Genomic DNA, 17363 nt, shown 5'->3' with positions numbered 1-17363 from the left:
TTTATTAGAGAAATATTTCTTACGTTTGTATCTGAAAGGCAAATGTATTGTTATAAAAAGAAAGAAGATAATGACCTGCCCACTGAAAGTAATGAAACGTTTTTTGCTCCTTATACTGTTAATCATTCCCTTGGCATTTACATCATGCGAACAAGAGGATTGGCCTGTAAAAACAGATCAGACCGTACTCATGTATCTTCCATGGTCCAGCAATCTTAAATCTTACTTCGAAACCAATATATCAGATTTTGAGAGTGTAGTAGAACGAAACATACTCAAGAACGAAAGGGTTGTAGTATTCTTCTGTACTTCGCCCACTGAAGCAGTACTCTTTGAGTTGGCATATGATAATGGCAAATGCATACGCAAACCCATGAAAATTTATCATAACCCCGCTTTCACTACGGCTACGGGCATTACTTCCATTTTGAATGATGTTAAAACCCTCGCTCCTGCCAACCGCTATGCCATGACAATCGGTTGTCACGGAATGGGATGGATTCCCGTACCAACCGCACAGGTGCGAAGTATAGGCCAGAAGAAGCACTGGGAATATGAAGGCGTACCTCTGACACGCTATTTCGGTGGATTAAGTCCTGAATATCAAACTAACACCACCACTCTTGCAGAGGGAATTGCAAATGCCGGAATAAAAATGGAGTATATTCTCTTTGATGACTGTTACATGGCTTCTGTAGAAGTTGCCTATGATCTGAAAGAAGTTACCGACTATCTGATTGCTTCCCCTTGTGAGATTATGGCTTACGGTATGCCTTATGCTGAGATTGGTCCGCATCTGTTGGGTAAAGTCGATTATGAAAGCATATGTGATGCATTCTACGAGTTCTATAAGAACTACGAAGAAATGCCTTGCGGGACAATCGGAGTAACGGTATGTTCCGAGTTGGAAAATTTAGCTGCTACAATGAAAGAGATAAATAACCAATATACTCTTCCTTCCTCTTCATTATATACTATACAGACAATGGACGGATACACCCCCACCCTCTTTTTCGACTGTGAGGACTATGTAGCGAAACTCTGTACAAACGCCGGCCTATTGGCACGATTTGAAGAACAACTGGAACGCACTATCCCCTATAAAAGGCATACCGATTATTATTACACCATGAACAAGGGAAAGATTAAAATCAATACATTCTCCGGTGCAACAATCTCAGATCCAAGTATTAACTCCTATGCCACTGAAAAATATCAGACTGCGTGGTACAAAGCGACTCATTAGTTCTTTAATATACATAAATAGTCTATAAGCGTTTATAATCCCACATAGAAAAAACATTTATGCATACTTTAAAACCATTACTCATTCTGATAAAATATCCAACAAGAGTCTGGCGGAGTAAAACAACAGGATAGTTCTTTAGAAAAGTTATCATGAAGAACGTTAAAAGGGAAAAAATGTCAAACATTCCAGCTAAATTGTCATTTATATATGCCTGACATCACTATCTTTGCAACAGTAAAAACTATAAAAAAAGAAAGTATATGAAATCAATTAAAACCTTAACTACAATTTTTACCCTCACACTGACTTTTATAGCAACAGCCTGTGCAGGTAATAAAGACAATAAAAGTGTTTATTCTCAAAAAGAACAAAGCGATATGGAAGTAATAGCATTAACTAAAGCAGACTTTTTAAAGAAAGTATATAATTACGAAGCCAATCCCAATGAATGGAAATTTGAAGGCAACCGTCCTGCAATCATTGATTTTTACGCCACCTGGTGTGGTCCGTGTAAAGCAATGGCCCCCATTTTAGATAATATAAGTAAAGACTATGCCGGGAAAATAGACGTATATAAAATAGATGTGGATAAAGAGTCTGAACTTGCCGGAACATTCGGTATCCAAAGTATACCCACCTTATTAATGATCCCAGTAAAAGGAGAACCAAAAATTTTACAGGGAGCAATGCCTAAAGACCAGTTGATTAAAATAGTAGACGAGTTTCTATTAGAAAAGAAATAAGAGAATAGAGGTTATATTCTGCGTAGCGTACTACATGTGGTAGCAATGACTTATATAAGTTATTACTACCACAACTTTTTTTGTAAGATTTCATCAGAAAAGTAAAAGTAGCCAAACAGAGCAATAAGACTAAGAGGCAAAGGCTTCAAGTACCTTCCCCCTTGTCCATCTAATCCATTTGATTTTACATGTACGAGGGGGAGTATTCTATTTCCCGCTTTGATCAGAATTCAAGGTTTTGTAGTATTTAATACGTTCTCCCCAAGGACGGTATTCAAAAGGAAAAACGTGTTGTTGTTCTGCCCATCGATTCCACTTCTTTTCCAAAGCTCTTACTTTCTCCGGATATTGTGCTGACAAATCCTTTTCTTCAAAAGAGTCTGACGACAGATTTATTAACTCCCAGGGTGCTTTGCCATTACTTCGTACCAACTTCCATCCTTCCGAAATAACAGCACATGATGTTTGATGCTCAAAAAACAAATCACGCGGACGTAGTTTTTTATTTTTCATGGCGGGTAAAAGACTTGTTCCGGCCAGTTTCACTTTCCTACCATTAAAAGAGGAAGGATACTTCACAGACGCCATATCCAAACAAGTAGGGAATAGATCTATAATATGACCTGGGATACGGCAAATAATACCTTTCTCTTTCACTCCGTTTTTAACATCGTTGCCGTATTTTACAATCAAAGGTGAACTCGTTCCACCCTGAAAGCACCATTGCTTATAACTACGATAAGGTGTATTACTTAAATCTGCCATCAACTGCCCTAAATAACCACCTTCACTGGTTGCTCCGTTATCACTCATAAACAGAAATACCGTATTCTCGTATATGCCTTTCTCCTTTACCGCTTCGATAAGCCTGCCTATACCGTCATCCATTATCTCAATCATAGCAGCATAAGTAGCCATATCAGTAATCCATCGTTCTTGCTGCCGAAGAGATAGCTCGGTCCATGCCGGACGTTTGTCTTTGAATTCCCTTTGATAAACCGGAAGTTCCATTGATTTATCAACTAACCCTAACTCTTTCTGACGCTCAAAACGCTGCTGCCGTAACACATCGTATCCCACTTTATAACGTTCCCTACAAGCTTCAACCCGCTTCTTTGGAGCATGTAACGGTAGATGCGGTGCATAATGCGCCACATACATAAACATAGGTACATCGTCAGGGTGCTTTCTTACAAAACTTACAGCAGAGTCTGATATAGCTGTCGTATAATAATAATCATCGGGGAACTGATTAATTCTTGTCAAACCGGAATAAACCGGTTTAGGAGTATAGTAACTACCACCGCCACTCAGACAACCATAATACTTTTCAAATCCCCGTTGTACCGGATAACTTCCATTAGGTTGATCGAAAGCTCCATCCACTGTCACATGCCATTTACCACTCATATAAGTGGCATAACCATTGTCCCGGAATACCTCCGCAATCGTAGGGATATCCGCTGCTATCTGTCCCCGGTAACCAAGGCGATGTTCATCTACAGCAGTCATCCACCCCATACCGGCTTCATGCTGATAATGACCGGTAAGCAAAGCAGCCCGGCTCGGACAACTTCTTCCCGTATTTTTAAACTGACTGAAACGCACTCCGTTCTCTGCCAGAAAATCAATATTAGGGGTATGTACTTCTCCCCCATAACAGGCGAGATCGGAGAATCCCATATCATCACATAATATCAAAATAATATTGGGGTGTTCCTTATCCGAAACAGTACCGGCAACTGTACTACTACCTCCTATCGAAGACAACAGTAAAGAACTTATCAAAAGCTTATTCTTCATAGTATATTACTCTTTTTATGTCTGACAAAAATACGACATTTTGGCTACCTTATATGTTCTAATTTAGTTATTTATTATCCAATATCGTCTAAATGTCTCACTTTTTCAAAGAAATAATATACAAACAAACTTATCTGATTCTCTTTCGTAATACAAACTCTTCAAAAAAAGCATCATGATAACTATTACCAATAGCTATCTCGTGAGACTTCATAAAGATATCGTTGTTATCAAAAGAATCCTATAACTTAAACAAAACTTTTAAAGCCTCAGCAAGATTTTTCCGTATCAGTACATTGTCATTATTGAGCATATTAAACAGGAAATGCGAATTAATCTGATTCTTGAGAAACTTCAGCTCTGATTGCAATGTAGTAGATTCGAGTTAATCAATACGCTGATTATCAATCATCCAATACCGATCAAGAAATATAAAGATCAACAGATATAAATGTTTTTCTTTTATCAATTGGATATAAAAACAAAAATATTTAACTTTACCCACCAGACAAACCAAGCAGTATACATGGAAAAACAAAGTACATTAAAACAATATGTACTGCCATTCATACGTGTCAATACGTTTATGACAGGCAGTTGGATCATTCTGGTAACTCTGTTCAGGATGAGTGAGATGGAGATTCCTTCAAGTTTATCGAAACAATATGGAACTCTCATCTTGTTTGGGATCAGTGCACTCATAAGCTTCTTATGGATTTATCGTCCTCACTTCAAAGAACTGTACCGTAACTCAGAAAAGAATGACAACATCGGATTACCTGTTGGCTCATTAGGAATGGCACTCTGCATGCTTATGTTTGCAGAAACACAATATTCTCATGCAGCCATAGCCTATCTTGCATCAATAGCTGTATTTATCCTCTTTCTGTACTGGGACTTATACAAAATGAGGCTAAGGAAACAAAAAAGACAAACAGAAAGAGCACGAAGAAACTGTATGCACACACAGAATAGAGTATCCAATAACAAAGTGATATTAGTAGAAAAAGTAAATAGTAGCGAAATTGAAATATTAGTAAAAGATTTCTGCTCCATGTACAATAAAGAAAAGGACAGAGCTATTATCAAGATACAAAAATTCACTAACAAAGCACATGTATTAAGCTTTCCTCACGATATTGATTTCGATATCTATTGCTATCTTTTCAACTATATGACTTATTCATCGAATATAGAGAGCAGACCGTTTGTCACCGGCTGGTATCCTGTTTCAAAAGAGGAAGAAGAAAGTATGTTTTATATACCCTTTAATGAAAGAGAAAAAGATTATGTCTATTATGTAACACCTGAAGGTAAAAACTACAAAGTAGATTTTGGCACAATGAAACCTTTACGGACAGAAAGTATACAACCTTATGGTCCGCTTCCCACAATGATAGAGGATTGGGTAAAAGCAGATATGGGTTAATGTCTTCCCCATATCTGCAAATGACAGATGGTTAGTATCTATTCATATCGTAAAGACCGCGCCGGTTTACTCAGAATGATATTCATCGTCTGACAAGCTACCGTGACAAAAGAAATCAGTAACATCAGTACTACCGGCAATATAAAGAACCAACCTTTCAGCTCTGTACGAAAAGCATAATGACTCAGCCAGGTATCCATACTAAACCATGCTACCGGAAGAGCAATCAGGACCGCTATTAATATCAACAGAAAAAAGCCCTTACCTAACTGAAAGAAGAGGTTAAAACGAGAAGCGCCCAAAACTTTACGGATACCCATTTCCTTAGTACGTGTAGTACAGGAAAACATAACTAACACCCACAAGCCAAGACAAGATATAAAAATAGCCAATCCGGTAAACGAGCCAATCATTACCCCAAAAGCTTCATCCTGCCGGTACTGATGATCAAAAAACTGATCAAGAAAGAAATAGTCATAACTGGAATCTTCAAAATAACGATGCCATATCTCCTCTACCTGAGATACCAGTTCTCTGGGATCACCTGATTTCATCACAACAGAAATATAACGCTGAGGTAACCAATCGATCTTATCTTTGTGGATCAACATGATAGACGTATAATTTTTACTTAATGCCTGTTGATGATAGTCCTTTACCACCCCGATAATCTGCATAGGGGCATCTGTACACTCTACAGTCACCTGCTGACCGATAGCCTCATCATTGGAAGTGAAACCAAGGTTACGTACAGCTGTCTCGTTGATAACCAACTTGTCAACATCATCGCCATACTCTTCTGAAAAGCCACGCCCAGCTACTACTGTTAACCCGTAAGCATCTACATAATCAGGATCACATGCCAGCATTTCATACAAACGGTTTTGTTTCAACGCATCATTCGTCCGCCGATTGGAAAGAAAAGTAGCCACTTCTTCACCCGGAACAGCCCCCGAAAATGTAACTTTATGAACCAATGGCAATCGTGATATCGCCTTTTTCATCGCTTCCAGTTTAGTATTCATGCCTTCGGTATGACCGGGAAACTTTACCACTAACGTCTGCCCTGTCTTCACTCCTAATGACTGATTACGCATAAAACTGAGCTGTGCAAAGACAATCAGCGTTCCACAAAGCAAAATCATAGAAGCGGTATACTGTATCACTACCAATACTTTACGGGTACGCTCTCCGGACTTACTATGGAGAAATTTCCCCTTCAACAAAGTAATCGGTTTACGATTGAGCAGAGCCAGTGCCGGATAATAACCAGAAAGAAAGATGCCTGCAATAAATACAGTAACTAATAATATCCACCAGTATCCTGCCAACCATACAGAGAATGTCACCGTACGCCCCACCAGTTGGTTAAAGTACGGAAGTACAACCTCTATCAGTCCCACAGCCAATACAAAAGCAATGAGATTCATCAACAGTGCTTCAAACAGGAACTGTGACACAAGTTGTTTACGAAACGCTCCAACCACTCTGCGTACCCCCACTTCTTTGGCACGCTCCATAGAACGGGCTACTGCCAGATTGATATAGTTGATCCAGGCAATAGCCAAAATAGCAACAGCAGCAAAGATCAAAGCAATCATAGCTGAACGATTCCCTTTCGTTTCCGCTTCATAACCAACTTGTGGTTGCAAATGAATATCTGCCAATGATACCAGAGATACCCCCCAGATTTTATTCTTCAAGGCTTCTTCTGTCTTGTACTTCTCAGCCATGACGGGAAACTCTTTCTCTATTTCTCCCTTCCGCTGAGGATTGTCAAGCAATACGTATGTATATACTTCATGCTTGTACCAGTATTCCTGCATATATTGAGGCAAAGATTTATACGAAATCAGAAAATTATAACGGATATGAGAATTAGAAGGCATCTCTGCCATTACTCCCGTTACTTCACAAGGTAACCCACCCCCACTTCCGGTAAAGATAAGTATCTTCCCGATAGGATCTTCATCTTTAAAATACTTCTGCGCAATCCGTTCGGTAATTACTACCTGCCGTGGCATTGCAAGGCAAGTTACTCTATCTCCTTTCAGTAGTTCAAAATTAAAAAGACGAAAGAACCCCGGATCTGCATAAGCTATCTGATTTTCACGAAGGGTAAGCTCGCCATACTTCACAATCTGCTCGGGTTGAAGTAATGAACCAATCCGGGTATAATCTTCAATTCCTGCTAAATTTTCTTTCATAGCTGAAGCATAGCCAAAGGAACTGCTTGCCCAATAGTCCGTCTGTACATCGCCCTCATGAAATGTGCTCTCTACGCGGAAAATACGGTCATAGTTGGAGTGCATTTTATCAAAACTAACCTCAAAAGTCACATACGTAAGAATAAGTAAAGCTGAAGCCATACCCACAGCCAGACCGAAAATGTTGATAAAACTGAATACTTTCCGCTTCATCAGATTACGCAAGGCGCTATTCCAATAATTTCCAATCATAATACCTGATATTTAGATTCAGACTTTTCTGTCATCGGACGGTTGATATTCTCAGCTACTATTTTTCCGTCAAGCAAATGGATAACCCGGTGAGCATATGTAGCATCACGCTCTGAATGAGTAACAATAATAATCGTCGTCCCTGCCTGATTGAGCTTATTCAGCAAATCCATAACTTCCACCCCATTTACCGAATCAAGATTTCCTGTCGGTTCATCAGCTAATAGTAGTTTACAATCTGTCACAACAGCACGAGCAATAGCTACCCGTTGTTGTTGTCCACCCGAAAGTTGTTGTGGAAAATGATTGGCACGATGTAAAAGGTTTACCTGTTCTAATACCTGTTTCACCTTTTCTCTCCTTTGAGCCAATTTCATCCCCATGTAAACCAATGGAAGCTCTATATTCTCATAAACCGTCAACTCATCAATCAGGTTAAAACTCTGGAAGATAAATCCCAGATTACCTTTACGAAGTGCAGTAAGCTGGCTTTCTGTCATTTTATCGACCTGTTTTCCTTCAAAAAGATAAGAACCGGAAGTAGGTGAATCAAGTGTACCAAGGATATTCAGCAAGGTAGATTTTCCACAGCCCGATGGCCCCATGATAGCTACAAATTCTCCGCGTTCCACTTGCAAGGTAACTTCATTTAATGCTTTTGTCTGCACTTCTTCTGTGGTGAAAAGCATAGATAATTTTTCTGTCTTAATCATAATAAAAAAATAAATAGAGTAGTAAGTAGTCAAGTAGTTAAGTAGTAAGTAGTAGATAGTATGGTTACTAAGTTGTTTCATCTTATTAATCAAGTAGTCATAGTATCCTACTTAACTACTTACTACTTGACTACTTACTACTTAACTACTTAACTACTATTTCAGTACCAATTTTTCATTGTCTCCAAATAATTCATAACCGGATATAATCACTTTTTCACCTGGAGACAATCCTTCTGTTACCTCGTAATACTGCGGATTCTGTCGTCCGATTCTCACAGAACGTCTCGTGGCAAATTTACCACTTTCATCAACAACATACATCCATCGACCACCTGTAATCTGAAAAAATCCTCCACGAGGTACAAGAATAGCCTGAGAAGGGTCTCCTAACTGTAAATTGATATGATAAGTCTGTCCGGCGCGAATATTCTCAGGCCGGCCAGAAGTAAAATATAAATCTGTACGAAATTGCCCGTCTTTCACCTCTGGATAAGGTTTAATTACTTCCAGTTTATAATTGCCTCCGTCACGTGTAAAGTCGGCAGGTAATCCCGGTATAACACGCTCCACATAATGCTCATCAATTTGCGCCTGTACTTTCAGGTCGGAAGTGATAATCTGTCCGATATGCTCTCCCGCAGCAATAGACTGACCAATTTGCGCATCGAGATTGCCCACTTGTCCATCAATAGGTGCCTTCACTTTCAAGTTCTCTATACGCTCACGTACCAAAGAAAGGCTACGTTTCATATTCCTGATGTTCTCATCCAGACTGGTGATCTGACTTTCCCTGAAAATATTGTCCTGACGGATACGCTCATCAATCACAGCAAGTTGTTCTTTTGCTGCCATATACTCTTCGCGGGCCTGAAGAAAATCCTCACGAGCTATAAGTTGTTCCTTCATCAGGCGTTCATACTGCTCGTAACGCCTCTGCCTGGTAATCAATTCTTTATTTACCCCAATACGTTCCTGTTTCAGACGCAATCGCTCCTGCTCCATACTGATACGTGTATTACGCAATTCATTTTCCTGATAAGCAAGGTCGGCTTCACTCTGCATAATACCAATATTGAGTAGCGGATTGCTAAGCCGTAGAATTACATCACCTGCTTTCACCATGGCTCCTTCCTCTTTCAAACGCTCCTCTACACGCCCACCCTCAATGGCATCCATATAAATAATCCGATTAGGCATCACCTGACCAATAACACGAATATAATCGTTGAACTCTGCCTTTTTCACTGTAGCAATGGTCAAGCGGTCTTTCTCTACAGTCATAGAAGGAGCTGTATCTCTGAAAATAAAAAAAAGTATCAAAACAAGCAGTACAAGCCCTCCGGCAATAAGCGAAAGATACTTGCGTTTCATTCCCGGTTTTCGTTCAATAAGTGTATCCATTTTGTCTATTCTGCTATAAAAGTTCCATTTCGATAATACTGTTCCAATCTCGATAACATCTCCATTTGTAATCGTACCCGCATCAATTCTGCTTTGGCAGAAATAAAACGGTTACGCGATTCCATCAACTGAAACACAGAAATAAGTCCTTCCTCCCATTTTCGTTCAGATTCTTTCAACACTTGTTCTTCAGCACGAAGCTGTGACAATGCTTGCCGATGCTCATTATGTCCGGCATGAATAGACAATACCGTCTGCTCCACTTCGGTATAAAGTTGTTGCTTTTCGAGTTCCGCATTGTTTTGTAACTGATAAATACTCAATTTCTGTTTTCTCAGACGTGTAAGCCGCTCTAAGCCGCTCAAAAGAGGAAAGGATATGCCGATGCCAATATATTTGCCGATATTATTTTTCAACTGGTGCGAAGAGAAACCGTTATAATAGTCTGATCCTATTGTAAAACGGACATAAAGGGAAGGTGAGAATTGCCCGCCTGCCATAGCATACTCTTTACGGGCAGTACGTTGCTGCAAATCTATCACTTTTATGGAAGGTAACACCTCAACTGACCGATCATAAATATATTGTGGAGAAGAAACCGATAATACAGGAAGTATTTCTGCATTCACCGTATCCTTTATAATCAATGTGTCACAAGCAGAAACATTTATCAATTGTTTCAGATGAAGCAGAATTAATCGCACACTATTCTTACGCGTTTCATACCGATAGATATCCCCTTCACACCGGGCTTTTACCTCTTGTAAATCAGATTCAGACTTTAATCCCAATTCAACAAATGTTTCTGTTTGCCTGAGATAGCGTTCGCCCAAAATACTTTGTTCATAGGCTAAACATTGTAATTTCCTCTCCAATAATAGTTTATAATAAGTATCCGTTATCTGATAAGCCAGTTCATTCTGTCTATTCTTCAGTTCCCATTCAGTACGTTCGTAATTCATCTTCTCGAAACGTACCCGGTTGATACGTGAGAAACCTTCAAACAAAGAGAGAGTCATATCCAAACCGATGCTCCCTTCATCAAAAGATTCAGTGGTATAGCCATTTGTACCCGGATCAATAGAACGGCCGTAACGTCTTCCGGCAGTAACATCTACCACCCCACGTGGTAAAAAAGCACCAATAGAAGCTACATAATCGGCACGTGCTCCTTTTATTCGTAAAGCACTATTCTTTATTTCCGGATTTTGTTTCCATCCCAAACGAATACAATCATCAAGTGTCAGTTCTACCTGAGCTTGCAATGATATTGTCGAAAACAGAAAACAAATCAGAAATAATCTTTTTCCCATAATATATAGTATCTTTAAATCTATATTCACCACAGAGTTCCACCGAGTTTTATTGTGAGGAATCATATAAACAGCACTCTGCATTACCTTACAGTGGGTCTGCTATATATTACTAAAAGCAAACGATATGCCAAAATTCTTAATCTTTTGATAATAAGAAACATATCTATAACACCATAAATTAACTGTCCAATATTTCAACATTACAACGTCCAAAAACTGGACACTGCAACTTTTATCAGCTTTAAAAACATAGCAATTGCCTTCTTTTACAAATTTTTCCTCCAAAAACGTCTAAATATTGGACAGTCATTTGCAAAGAGAATCAAAAACAAATACCTTTACCCAAAACTCAGAGACCGATAAAAACAGCTCATGGAAACAGGAACCATTCTCATCGTAGATGATAATAAAGGTGTACTGACTTCACTCGAACTTCTGCTCGAGAATGAATTCAGAAAAATCAAAACAGCTACCAATCCCAATCAAATCACTACCTTGCTCTCTTCCTCCAAAATAGATGTCGTTATTCTTGATATGAATTTCTCAGCAGGCATCAATAATGGCAATGAAGGGTTGTACTGGCTGAAACACATTCACGAGATAGCTCCATCGTTGCCTGTAGTAATGCTCACTGCCTATGGTGATGTGGAATTAGCTGTGAAAGCTTTAAAAAACGGAGCTACTGATTTTCTTTTAAAACCCTGGGATAACCAAACCCTGATACAGAAAATAAAAGAAGCGTTCAACCACCGGAAACAACCCATAGGAACTACCGGGAAGGAGAAAAAGAACAATCAGAATATGTTGATTGGGCGCTCACCCGCTATGATACAACTGATTAAAATAGTAAGAAAAGTAGCTCTGACAGATGCTGATATTCTAATAACCGGTGAAAACGGAACCGGAAAAGAAATGTTGGCACGCGAAATACACCAGCTTTCTCCGCGTCATTCAGAAACCATGCTCAGTGTGGATATGGGAGCCATCAGTGAATCCCTTTTTGAGAGTGAACTTTTTGGGCACGAACGAGGAGCCTTTACCGACGCCCGCGAAAGTCGCCCGGGTAAATTTGAAGCAGCCAACGGAAGTTCGCTCTTTATGGATGAAATAGGTAATCTCCCTCTCTCTCTTCAAGCCAAGCTATTGACCGTTTTACAAAATCGTAATCTGATGCGCATAGGAAGTAACAAGATTATCCCAATTGACATTCGCCTTATCTCGGCCACCAATAAAGATATTCCGGAAATGATCAAAGAGGGAGCATTCCGGGAAGATTTATTTTATCGTATCAATACAATACATCTTGAAATACCTCCGTTACGTGAACGAGGAGACGATATACTCCTGTTTATTGATACTTTTCTACGTAAATTTGCCACAAAATATCAACGCCCCAATATACAAATGCACGAGCAAACTATTGAGAAGCTATGTGCCTATCATTGGCCCGGAAACATACGGGAGTTGCAACATACCATCGAAAAAGCAGTTATTCTTTGCGATAGCAATGTCATACGTCCTAAAGATATCTTTATAAAGCAAGCCTGGAAGCCTCAATCTATACCCATTGTCCCCAACCTGGAAGAAGTGGAACGCCAGGCTATTGAAACGGCTATCTTACAGAATAACGGTAACCTCACAGCAGCTGCCGAACAATTGGGAGTAAGCAGGCAGACTTTATATAACAAACTAAAACGGTTTAAAATTTAAATGTCATGTTATTCAGCAAGCATATCTATGTTGTCATACTCGCATATATTCTACTTATTCTCGCCATTTCGGGAGCAGGTATGTGGATGATTTTGTCAAAAACAGGAATCATTATAGGAGGCTTGCTCATTCTTTGTTCTTTCTTCCTGATAGGCGCATTAACCCATAGATTGAATACGTTTAACCGAAAGATAAGACTCTTCTTTGATGCAGTACAAGATAAGGAAAACATACTCTTATTTCCCGAAGAGAATGTCAGTCAGGAACAAAAACTACTAAACCGTTCGTTAAACCGAATCAACAGTTTACTGCTACAAACAAAAGTAGAATATCAAAAACAGGAACATTTTTATCATTCTCTGTTGCAGGAAGTTCCCAGTGGAGTATTGGCATGGGATCGTTCGGGCAAAATAGTGATTGCAAACAGCGCTGCACTTCATTTATTGAAATGTAATCAATTATCCAATAGCCAACAAGTAGAAAGATTATTGACCAATAGAGAAATTTACAATCATCTTAGTATTTCGCGTAATCAAATGACACTACAAGGAGAAGTCTTCACTTTACTATCCATCAAAGATATACAAGATGAATTAAGTGACAAAGAAAGTGAATCATGGAGTAAACTCACTCACGTACTCACTCACGAAATAATGAATACAATTGCTCCTGTAATCTCTTTATCACAAACTCTTTCTTTGTATTCGGATATGAATGAGAAGGCAAAACAAGGACTCAGCATCATTCAGGGACAAAGTGAACGGCTTATGGAATTCACCGAGTCATTCCGCCACCTTTCTTATATGCCCCAACCCGAAAAGAAACCTTTTCTATTAAACGAGTTAGTACGAAAGCTCGAAATCTTACTGGAAACAGATTTCAGAGAAAATCAAATTACGTTCTCAGTACAGTGCCACCCGCTTTCTATCGAAATAAACGGAGATGAAAACCAATTATCACAGGTCTTTCTCAATCTATTGAAAAATGCTATGCAAGCTTTGGAAGGACGGACGGATGGGGTCATTAGTCTTCGTGTGTCACAAACAGAACATATACTTATAGAAATAGCAGATAACGGCATTGGTATCCCCGAAGAATTACAGGAAAAAGTGTTCATCCCCTTTTTTACCACCAAATCTGAAGGGACCGGAATTGGCCTCAGCCTCTGCAAGCAAATCATCCGACAACATCAGGGACACCTTTCCATAGGTATAAGCCAGCCGGGAAAAACAATATTCATCATAGAACTTCCATGATCTCAAACCTTTATGGCTCATTTTGCGTTTATATTTATGATAAAATATAAAACTATGAGTACAAAAGAGCAATACTGGAAATTTTCACTTATCGCCATTATTATTGGATTAGGAATCATCCTGTTCAAACAAATCACTCCTTTCTTAGGGGGGCTTCTGGGGGCATTGACTATCTATATTCTTGTTAGAAAACAGATGATGCACCTCACTGAAATACGAAAGATAAAACGAAGCATTTCGGCTCTGCTGATCACTGCCGAAGCTATTTTATGTTTTCTGGTCCCTATTTCACTTACCGTGTGGCTCGTAGTCAGTAAATTGCAGAATTTCAACCTGGACCCACAATCTATCATTGCTCCCATTGAAGAGATGGCAGGTATTATCAAGGCCAAAACAGGTTATGATGTATTGGGCAGTGATACTGTGTCATTTATTGTTTCGGTTCTTCCCCGCATCGGGCAAGCTGTAATGGGAGGCATCAGTAGTTTTGCCATCAATCTGTTCGTACTGGTATTCGTACTATATTTCATGTTGATAGGTGGTAGCAAAATGGAAGCCTATATCAACGATATTCTTCCATTTAATGCCACAAATACAAAACATGTGATACATGAAATCAATATGATTGTACGCTCCAATGCCATTGGAATTCCACTTCTTGCAATCATACAAGGAGGAGTGGCTATGATTGGTTATTTCATTTTCGGAGCTCCCGATGCTCTGTTACTTGGTTTCTTAACCTGTTTTGCCACAGTTATCCCAATGGTAGGCACAGCTCTGGTATGGTTTCCTGTAGCTGTATATATGGCAGTTACAGGTGATTGGTTCAATGCCATCGGACTGGCAGCCTACGGAAGCATTATTGTTTCGCAACTTGACAATCTGATACGTTTTATCCTGCAAAAACGAATGGCAGACATTCATCCGCTCATTACTATTTTCGGAGTAGTCATTGGCCTCTCTCTATTTGGGTTCATGGGAGTCATCTTCGGTCCTTTACTTTTATCCTTATTTTTCCTCTTTGTTGATATGTTCAAGCGAGAATATCTGGATGGACGAAAATAACCGAATGGTAAAACTGGGAATCTCCCGAAAAATTGCGTACTTTTGCAAGACCAAAACGACATAAAAATCAATGGAAGCATTTACATTCAATACTTTCGAACTGATTCTACTATCAGCAGCCGGAGTTCTTCTCGTGATTCAGTTATTCTATTATCTGGGCATCTATAACCGGATACATACACGGAATATCGCAGATAAAAAAAACGAACTGCACTTTACCAAAGAGCTTCCTCCTCTATCGGTCATTATCTGTGCACGCAATGAATCGGCTAATTTGCGCCAGTTTCTGCCTGCTATTCTTGAACAAGACTACCCACAATTTGAAGTGATTGTCATCAACGACGGTTCTACGGATGAAAGCGAAGAAGTACTCTCTGCCTTTGAAGAGAAATACCAACACCTATATCATAGTTTCACTCCGGAAAGTGCCCGGTATATCAGTCGTAAAAAGTTAGCATTAACATTAGGTATCAAAGCGAGTAAATATGATTGGCTGGTATTCACCGAAGCCAACTGCCAACCCGCAAGTAACCAGTGGTTACGACTGATGGCACGTAACTTTACCCCTCATACCCAGATTGTATTGGGATACAGCGGATACGAGCGTGGCAAGGGATGGTTGCATAAACGCATATCATTCGATGCTCTATTTACATCATTGCGTTATCTGGGATTTGCCCTTGCCGGAAAGCCATATATGGGACTGGGACGTAATCTAGCATACCGGAAAGAGATGTTTTTCAAAGAAAAAGGATACTCTACCCACCTGAATCTGCAACGGGGCGAAGACGACTTGTTCATTAACCAGATTGCGACTCCTGATAATACACGGGTAGAAACAAATAGCGATGCTGTAATACGGATGCAACCCGTAGAAAGATATAAAGACTGGAAAGAAGAGAAAGTGAGCTATATGGCTACTGCACGTTATTTTAAAGGTGGCCAACGCTATTTTCTTGGTTTTGAAACCTTTTCACGCCTGTTGTTTTATGCGGTTTGTACAGCCGGTATTGTATTCGGAATACTAAACTTTCATTGGTTAGTAGCCGGTATTGCTCTATTTATATGGTTAATACGTTATATTACACAAGCTATTGTGATCAATAAAACAGCGACAGAACAAGGAGACAACCGACACTATTATTTTTCTCTTCCCGTATTTGACCTGTTACAACCCCTTCAGACTCTCAAATTCAAACTCTATCGTTTCTATCGGGGAAAAGGAGACTTCATGAGAAGATAACACAACAAACCTACTTTAAATACATTATTATGAAAAAGAATCTTTTAATTTTAGCCGTCCTGCTCATAGGTTTACTCAGTTGCCAAAGTCAAAAACCGATTGAACACGGAGCATTTACAGCAGCATCTTATAACCTTCGTTATGTTAATGAAGGCGACTCTATTGCCGGAAACGGTTGGGGGACGCGCTATCCGGTTATTGCCAAACTCATACAGTACCACGACTTCGATATCTTTGGAACACAAGAAGGATACATTCGCCAATTGGAAGATCTGAAAACGGCATTACCCGGTTATACCTACATTGGTGTAGGCCGTAACGATGGCAAAGAGGCAGGAGAACATTCTGCTATTTTCTACCGTACAGATAAATTTGATCTTCTCAAGAAAGGAGATTTCTGGCTGTCGGAAACACCCGATACAGCAAGTATAGGTTGGGATGCCGTATTACCCCGCATCTGTAGTTGGGGACATTTTAAATGCAAAGATTCCGGATTCGAATTTCTGTTCTTTAACCTCCATATGGATCACATTGGTAAAAAAGCCCGTGTAGAAAGTGCCTTCCTCGTACAAGAGAAGATGAAAGAACTGGGAGCTAATCTCCCTGCTATCCTCACAGGAGATTTTAATGTAGATCAGACACACAGTTCTTACAAAGCATTAACCGAAAAGGGAGTACTTGTTGACTCTTATGAAACAGCAGACTTCCGTTACGCTACCAATGGAACATTCAACAGCTTTGACCCGAATAACTTCACGGAAAGCCGGATAGATCATGTTTTTATATCTCCGCTATTCAAAGTAAAAAAATACGGGGTACTGACAGATACTTATAGAAGCGCAAAAGCTACAGGAATAGAAAAAGCCAATGCAAAGGATTGTCCGGAAGAGATTTCCATTGAAAGCTACGAGGCACGCACACCCTCCGATCACTTCCCGGTAAAAGTGGAACTGATATATTAGTGCTTGTGCTT

General features: G+C 39.6%; 13 protein-coding genes and 2 pseudogenes. 8 read left to right on the top strand and 7 right to left on the bottom strand.

Annotation, left to right across the window (positions count from 1 at the left end; genetic code table 11):
- The first annotated feature begins 70 nt into the window (after positions 1-70).
- Together ACESQI_RS10050 and trxA are read left to right on the top strand one after the other, a co-directional pair.
- A complete protein-coding gene (locus ACESQI_RS10050) occupies positions 71-1246 on the top strand; it encodes a clostripain-related cysteine peptidase (RefSeq protein ID WP_373125977.1) in 1176 nt (391 codons plus the stop codon).
- Between the two features lie 263 nt (positions 1247-1509).
- Positions 1510-1992, top strand: coding sequence for a thioredoxin (gene trxA, locus ACESQI_RS10045; RefSeq protein ID WP_320935685.1), 483 nt, complete (start codon positions 1510-1512; stop codon positions 1990-1992).
- Between the two features lie 207 nt (positions 1993-2199).
- Here the strand turns inward: trxA and ACESQI_RS10040 are convergent, their stop codons facing one another.
- The 3 genes and pseudogenes from ACESQI_RS10040 to ACESQI_RS10030 all read right to left on the bottom strand — a co-directional run.
- Complete coding sequence (locus ACESQI_RS10040; protein ID WP_195661191.1) at positions 2200-3795, bottom strand: arylsulfatase; 1596 nt, start codon at positions 3793-3795, stop codon at positions 2200-2202.
- Positions 3796-3925: 130 nt separating this feature from the next.
- Positions 3926-4036: pseudogene (locus ACESQI_RS10035) on the bottom strand (DNA-binding response regulator); the annotation flags it as partial.
- 3 nt (positions 4037-4039) lie between these two features.
- Positions 4040-4201 (bottom strand): annotated as a pseudogene (locus ACESQI_RS10030) (histidine kinase); the annotation flags it as partial.
- 120 nt (positions 4202-4321) lie between these two features.
- Here ACESQI_RS10030 and ACESQI_RS10025 point away from each other — a divergent pair.
- Entirely contained in the window at positions 4322-5224 is a 903-nt protein-coding gene (locus tag ACESQI_RS10025) for a hypothetical protein (RefSeq protein WP_278508432.1), read from the top strand.
- Between the two features lie 38 nt (positions 5225-5262).
- Here ACESQI_RS10025 and ACESQI_RS10020 read toward each other — a convergent pair whose 3' ends face one another.
- From ACESQI_RS10020 to ACESQI_RS10005, 4 genes are all read right to left on the bottom strand, one after another.
- Complete coding sequence (locus tag ACESQI_RS10020) at positions 5263-7683, bottom strand: ABC transporter permease (protein WP_373125974.1); 2421 nt, start codon at positions 7681-7683, stop codon at positions 5263-5265.
- Positions 7680-8396 (bottom strand): ABC transporter ATP-binding protein, encoded by a 717-nt coding sequence (locus tag ACESQI_RS10015; RefSeq protein ID WP_044166630.1) that lies wholly within the window; start codon positions 8394-8396, stop codon positions 7680-7682. The genes ACESQI_RS10020 and ACESQI_RS10015 overlap by 4 nt, the downstream gene beginning before the upstream one ends.
- Positions 8397-8552: 156 nt before the next feature.
- Complete coding sequence (locus tag ACESQI_RS10010) at positions 8553-9800, bottom strand: efflux RND transporter periplasmic adaptor subunit (protein WP_007486651.1); 1248 nt, start codon at positions 9798-9800, stop codon at positions 8553-8555.
- Between the two features lie 5 nt (positions 9801-9805).
- A complete protein-coding gene (locus ACESQI_RS10005; protein ID WP_278508435.1) occupies positions 9806-11113 on the bottom strand; it encodes a TolC family protein in 1308 nt (435 codons plus the stop codon).
- 375 nt (positions 11114-11488) lie between these two features.
- Here ACESQI_RS10005 and ACESQI_RS10000 point away from each other — a divergent pair, with 375 nt between their 5' ends.
- From ACESQI_RS10000 to ACESQI_RS09980, 5 genes are all read left to right on the top strand, one after another.
- Positions 11489-12826, top strand: coding sequence for a sigma-54 dependent transcriptional regulator (locus ACESQI_RS10000; protein WP_007486648.1), 1338 nt, complete (start codon positions 11489-11491; stop codon positions 12824-12826).
- 5 nt (positions 12827-12831) lie between these two features.
- Positions 12832-14082: a PAS domain-containing sensor histidine kinase gene (locus ACESQI_RS09995; RefSeq protein ID WP_007486647.1), complete on the top strand. Its 1251-nt coding sequence runs from the start codon at positions 12832-12834 to the stop codon at positions 14080-14082.
- A 54-nt stretch (positions 14083-14136) separates the two neighbouring features.
- The gene (locus ACESQI_RS09990; RefSeq protein ID WP_007486646.1) at positions 14137-15147 is read left to right on the top strand and encodes an AI-2E family transporter; all 1011 of its coding nucleotides are present in this window, start codon (positions 14137-14139) and stop codon (positions 15145-15147) included.
- 70 nt (positions 15148-15217) lie between these two features.
- The gene (locus ACESQI_RS09985; RefSeq protein WP_373125970.1) at positions 15218-16390 is read left to right on the top strand and encodes a glycosyltransferase; all 1173 of its coding nucleotides are present in this window, start codon (positions 15218-15220) and stop codon (positions 16388-16390) included.
- Positions 16391-16419: 29 nt separating this feature from the next.
- A complete protein-coding gene (locus ACESQI_RS09980; RefSeq protein WP_025867637.1) occupies positions 16420-17352 on the top strand; it encodes an endonuclease/exonuclease/phosphatase family protein in 933 nt (310 codons plus the stop codon).
- Positions 17353-17363: the final 11 nt, after the last annotated feature.

This window comes from Bacteroides sp. HPS0048, assembly GCF_964240755.1.
In the GTDB taxonomy this organism is placed as follows: Bacteria; Bacteroidota; Bacteroidia; order Bacteroidales; family Bacteroidaceae; genus Bacteroides; species Bacteroides nordii.
The sequence above is the reverse complement of the archived record's forward strand: the minus strand, read 5'-3'. Positions and strand labels throughout refer to the sequence as shown.

What these genes read in the sequence shown, in the direction of transcription:
- ACESQI_RS10005 (WP_278508435.1), bottom strand. Translation starts at nt 11,113, where the DNA reads ATGGGAAAAAGATTATTTCTGATTTGTTTTCTGTTTTCGACAATATCA.
- ACESQI_RS09990 (WP_007486646.1), top strand. Translation starts at nt 14,137, where the DNA reads ATGAGTACAAAAGAGCAATACTGGAAATTTTCACTTATCGCCATTATT.
- ACESQI_RS10010 (WP_007486651.1), bottom strand. Translation starts at nt 9,800, where the DNA reads ATGGATACACTTATTGAACGAAAACCGGGAATGAAACGCAAGTATCTT.
- trxA (WP_320935685.1), top strand. Translation starts at nt 1,510, where the DNA reads ATGAAATCAATTAAAACCTTAACTACAATTTTTACCCTCACACTGACT.
- ACESQI_RS09985 (WP_373125970.1), top strand. Translation starts at nt 15,218, where the DNA reads ATGGAAGCATTTACATTCAATACTTTCGAACTGATTCTACTATCAGCA.
- ACESQI_RS10040 (WP_195661191.1), bottom strand. Translation starts at nt 3,795, where the DNA reads ATGAAGAATAAGCTTTTGATAAGTTCTTTACTGTTGTCTTCGATAGGA.
- ACESQI_RS10020 (WP_373125974.1), bottom strand. Translation starts at nt 7,683, where the DNA reads ATGATTGGAAATTATTGGAATAGCGCCTTGCGTAATCTGATGAAGCGG.
- ACESQI_RS09980 (WP_025867637.1), top strand. Translation starts at nt 16,420, where the DNA reads ATGAAAAAGAATCTTTTAATTTTAGCCGTCCTGCTCATAGGTTTACTC.
- ACESQI_RS09995 (WP_007486647.1), top strand. Translation starts at nt 12,832, where the DNA reads ATGTTATTCAGCAAGCATATCTATGTTGTCATACTCGCATATATTCTA.
- ACESQI_RS10015 (WP_044166630.1), bottom strand. Translation starts at nt 8,396, where the DNA reads ATGATTAAGACAGAAAAATTATCTATGCTTTTCACCACAGAAGAAGTG.
- ACESQI_RS10050 (WP_373125977.1), top strand. Translation starts at nt 71, where the DNA reads ATGACCTGCCCACTGAAAGTAATGAAACGTTTTTTGCTCCTTATACTG.
- ACESQI_RS10025 (WP_278508432.1), top strand. Translation starts at nt 4,322, where the DNA reads ATGGAAAAACAAAGTACATTAAAACAATATGTACTGCCATTCATACGT.
- ACESQI_RS10000 (WP_007486648.1), top strand. Translation starts at nt 11,489, where the DNA reads ATGGAAACAGGAACCATTCTCATCGTAGATGATAATAAAGGTGTACTG.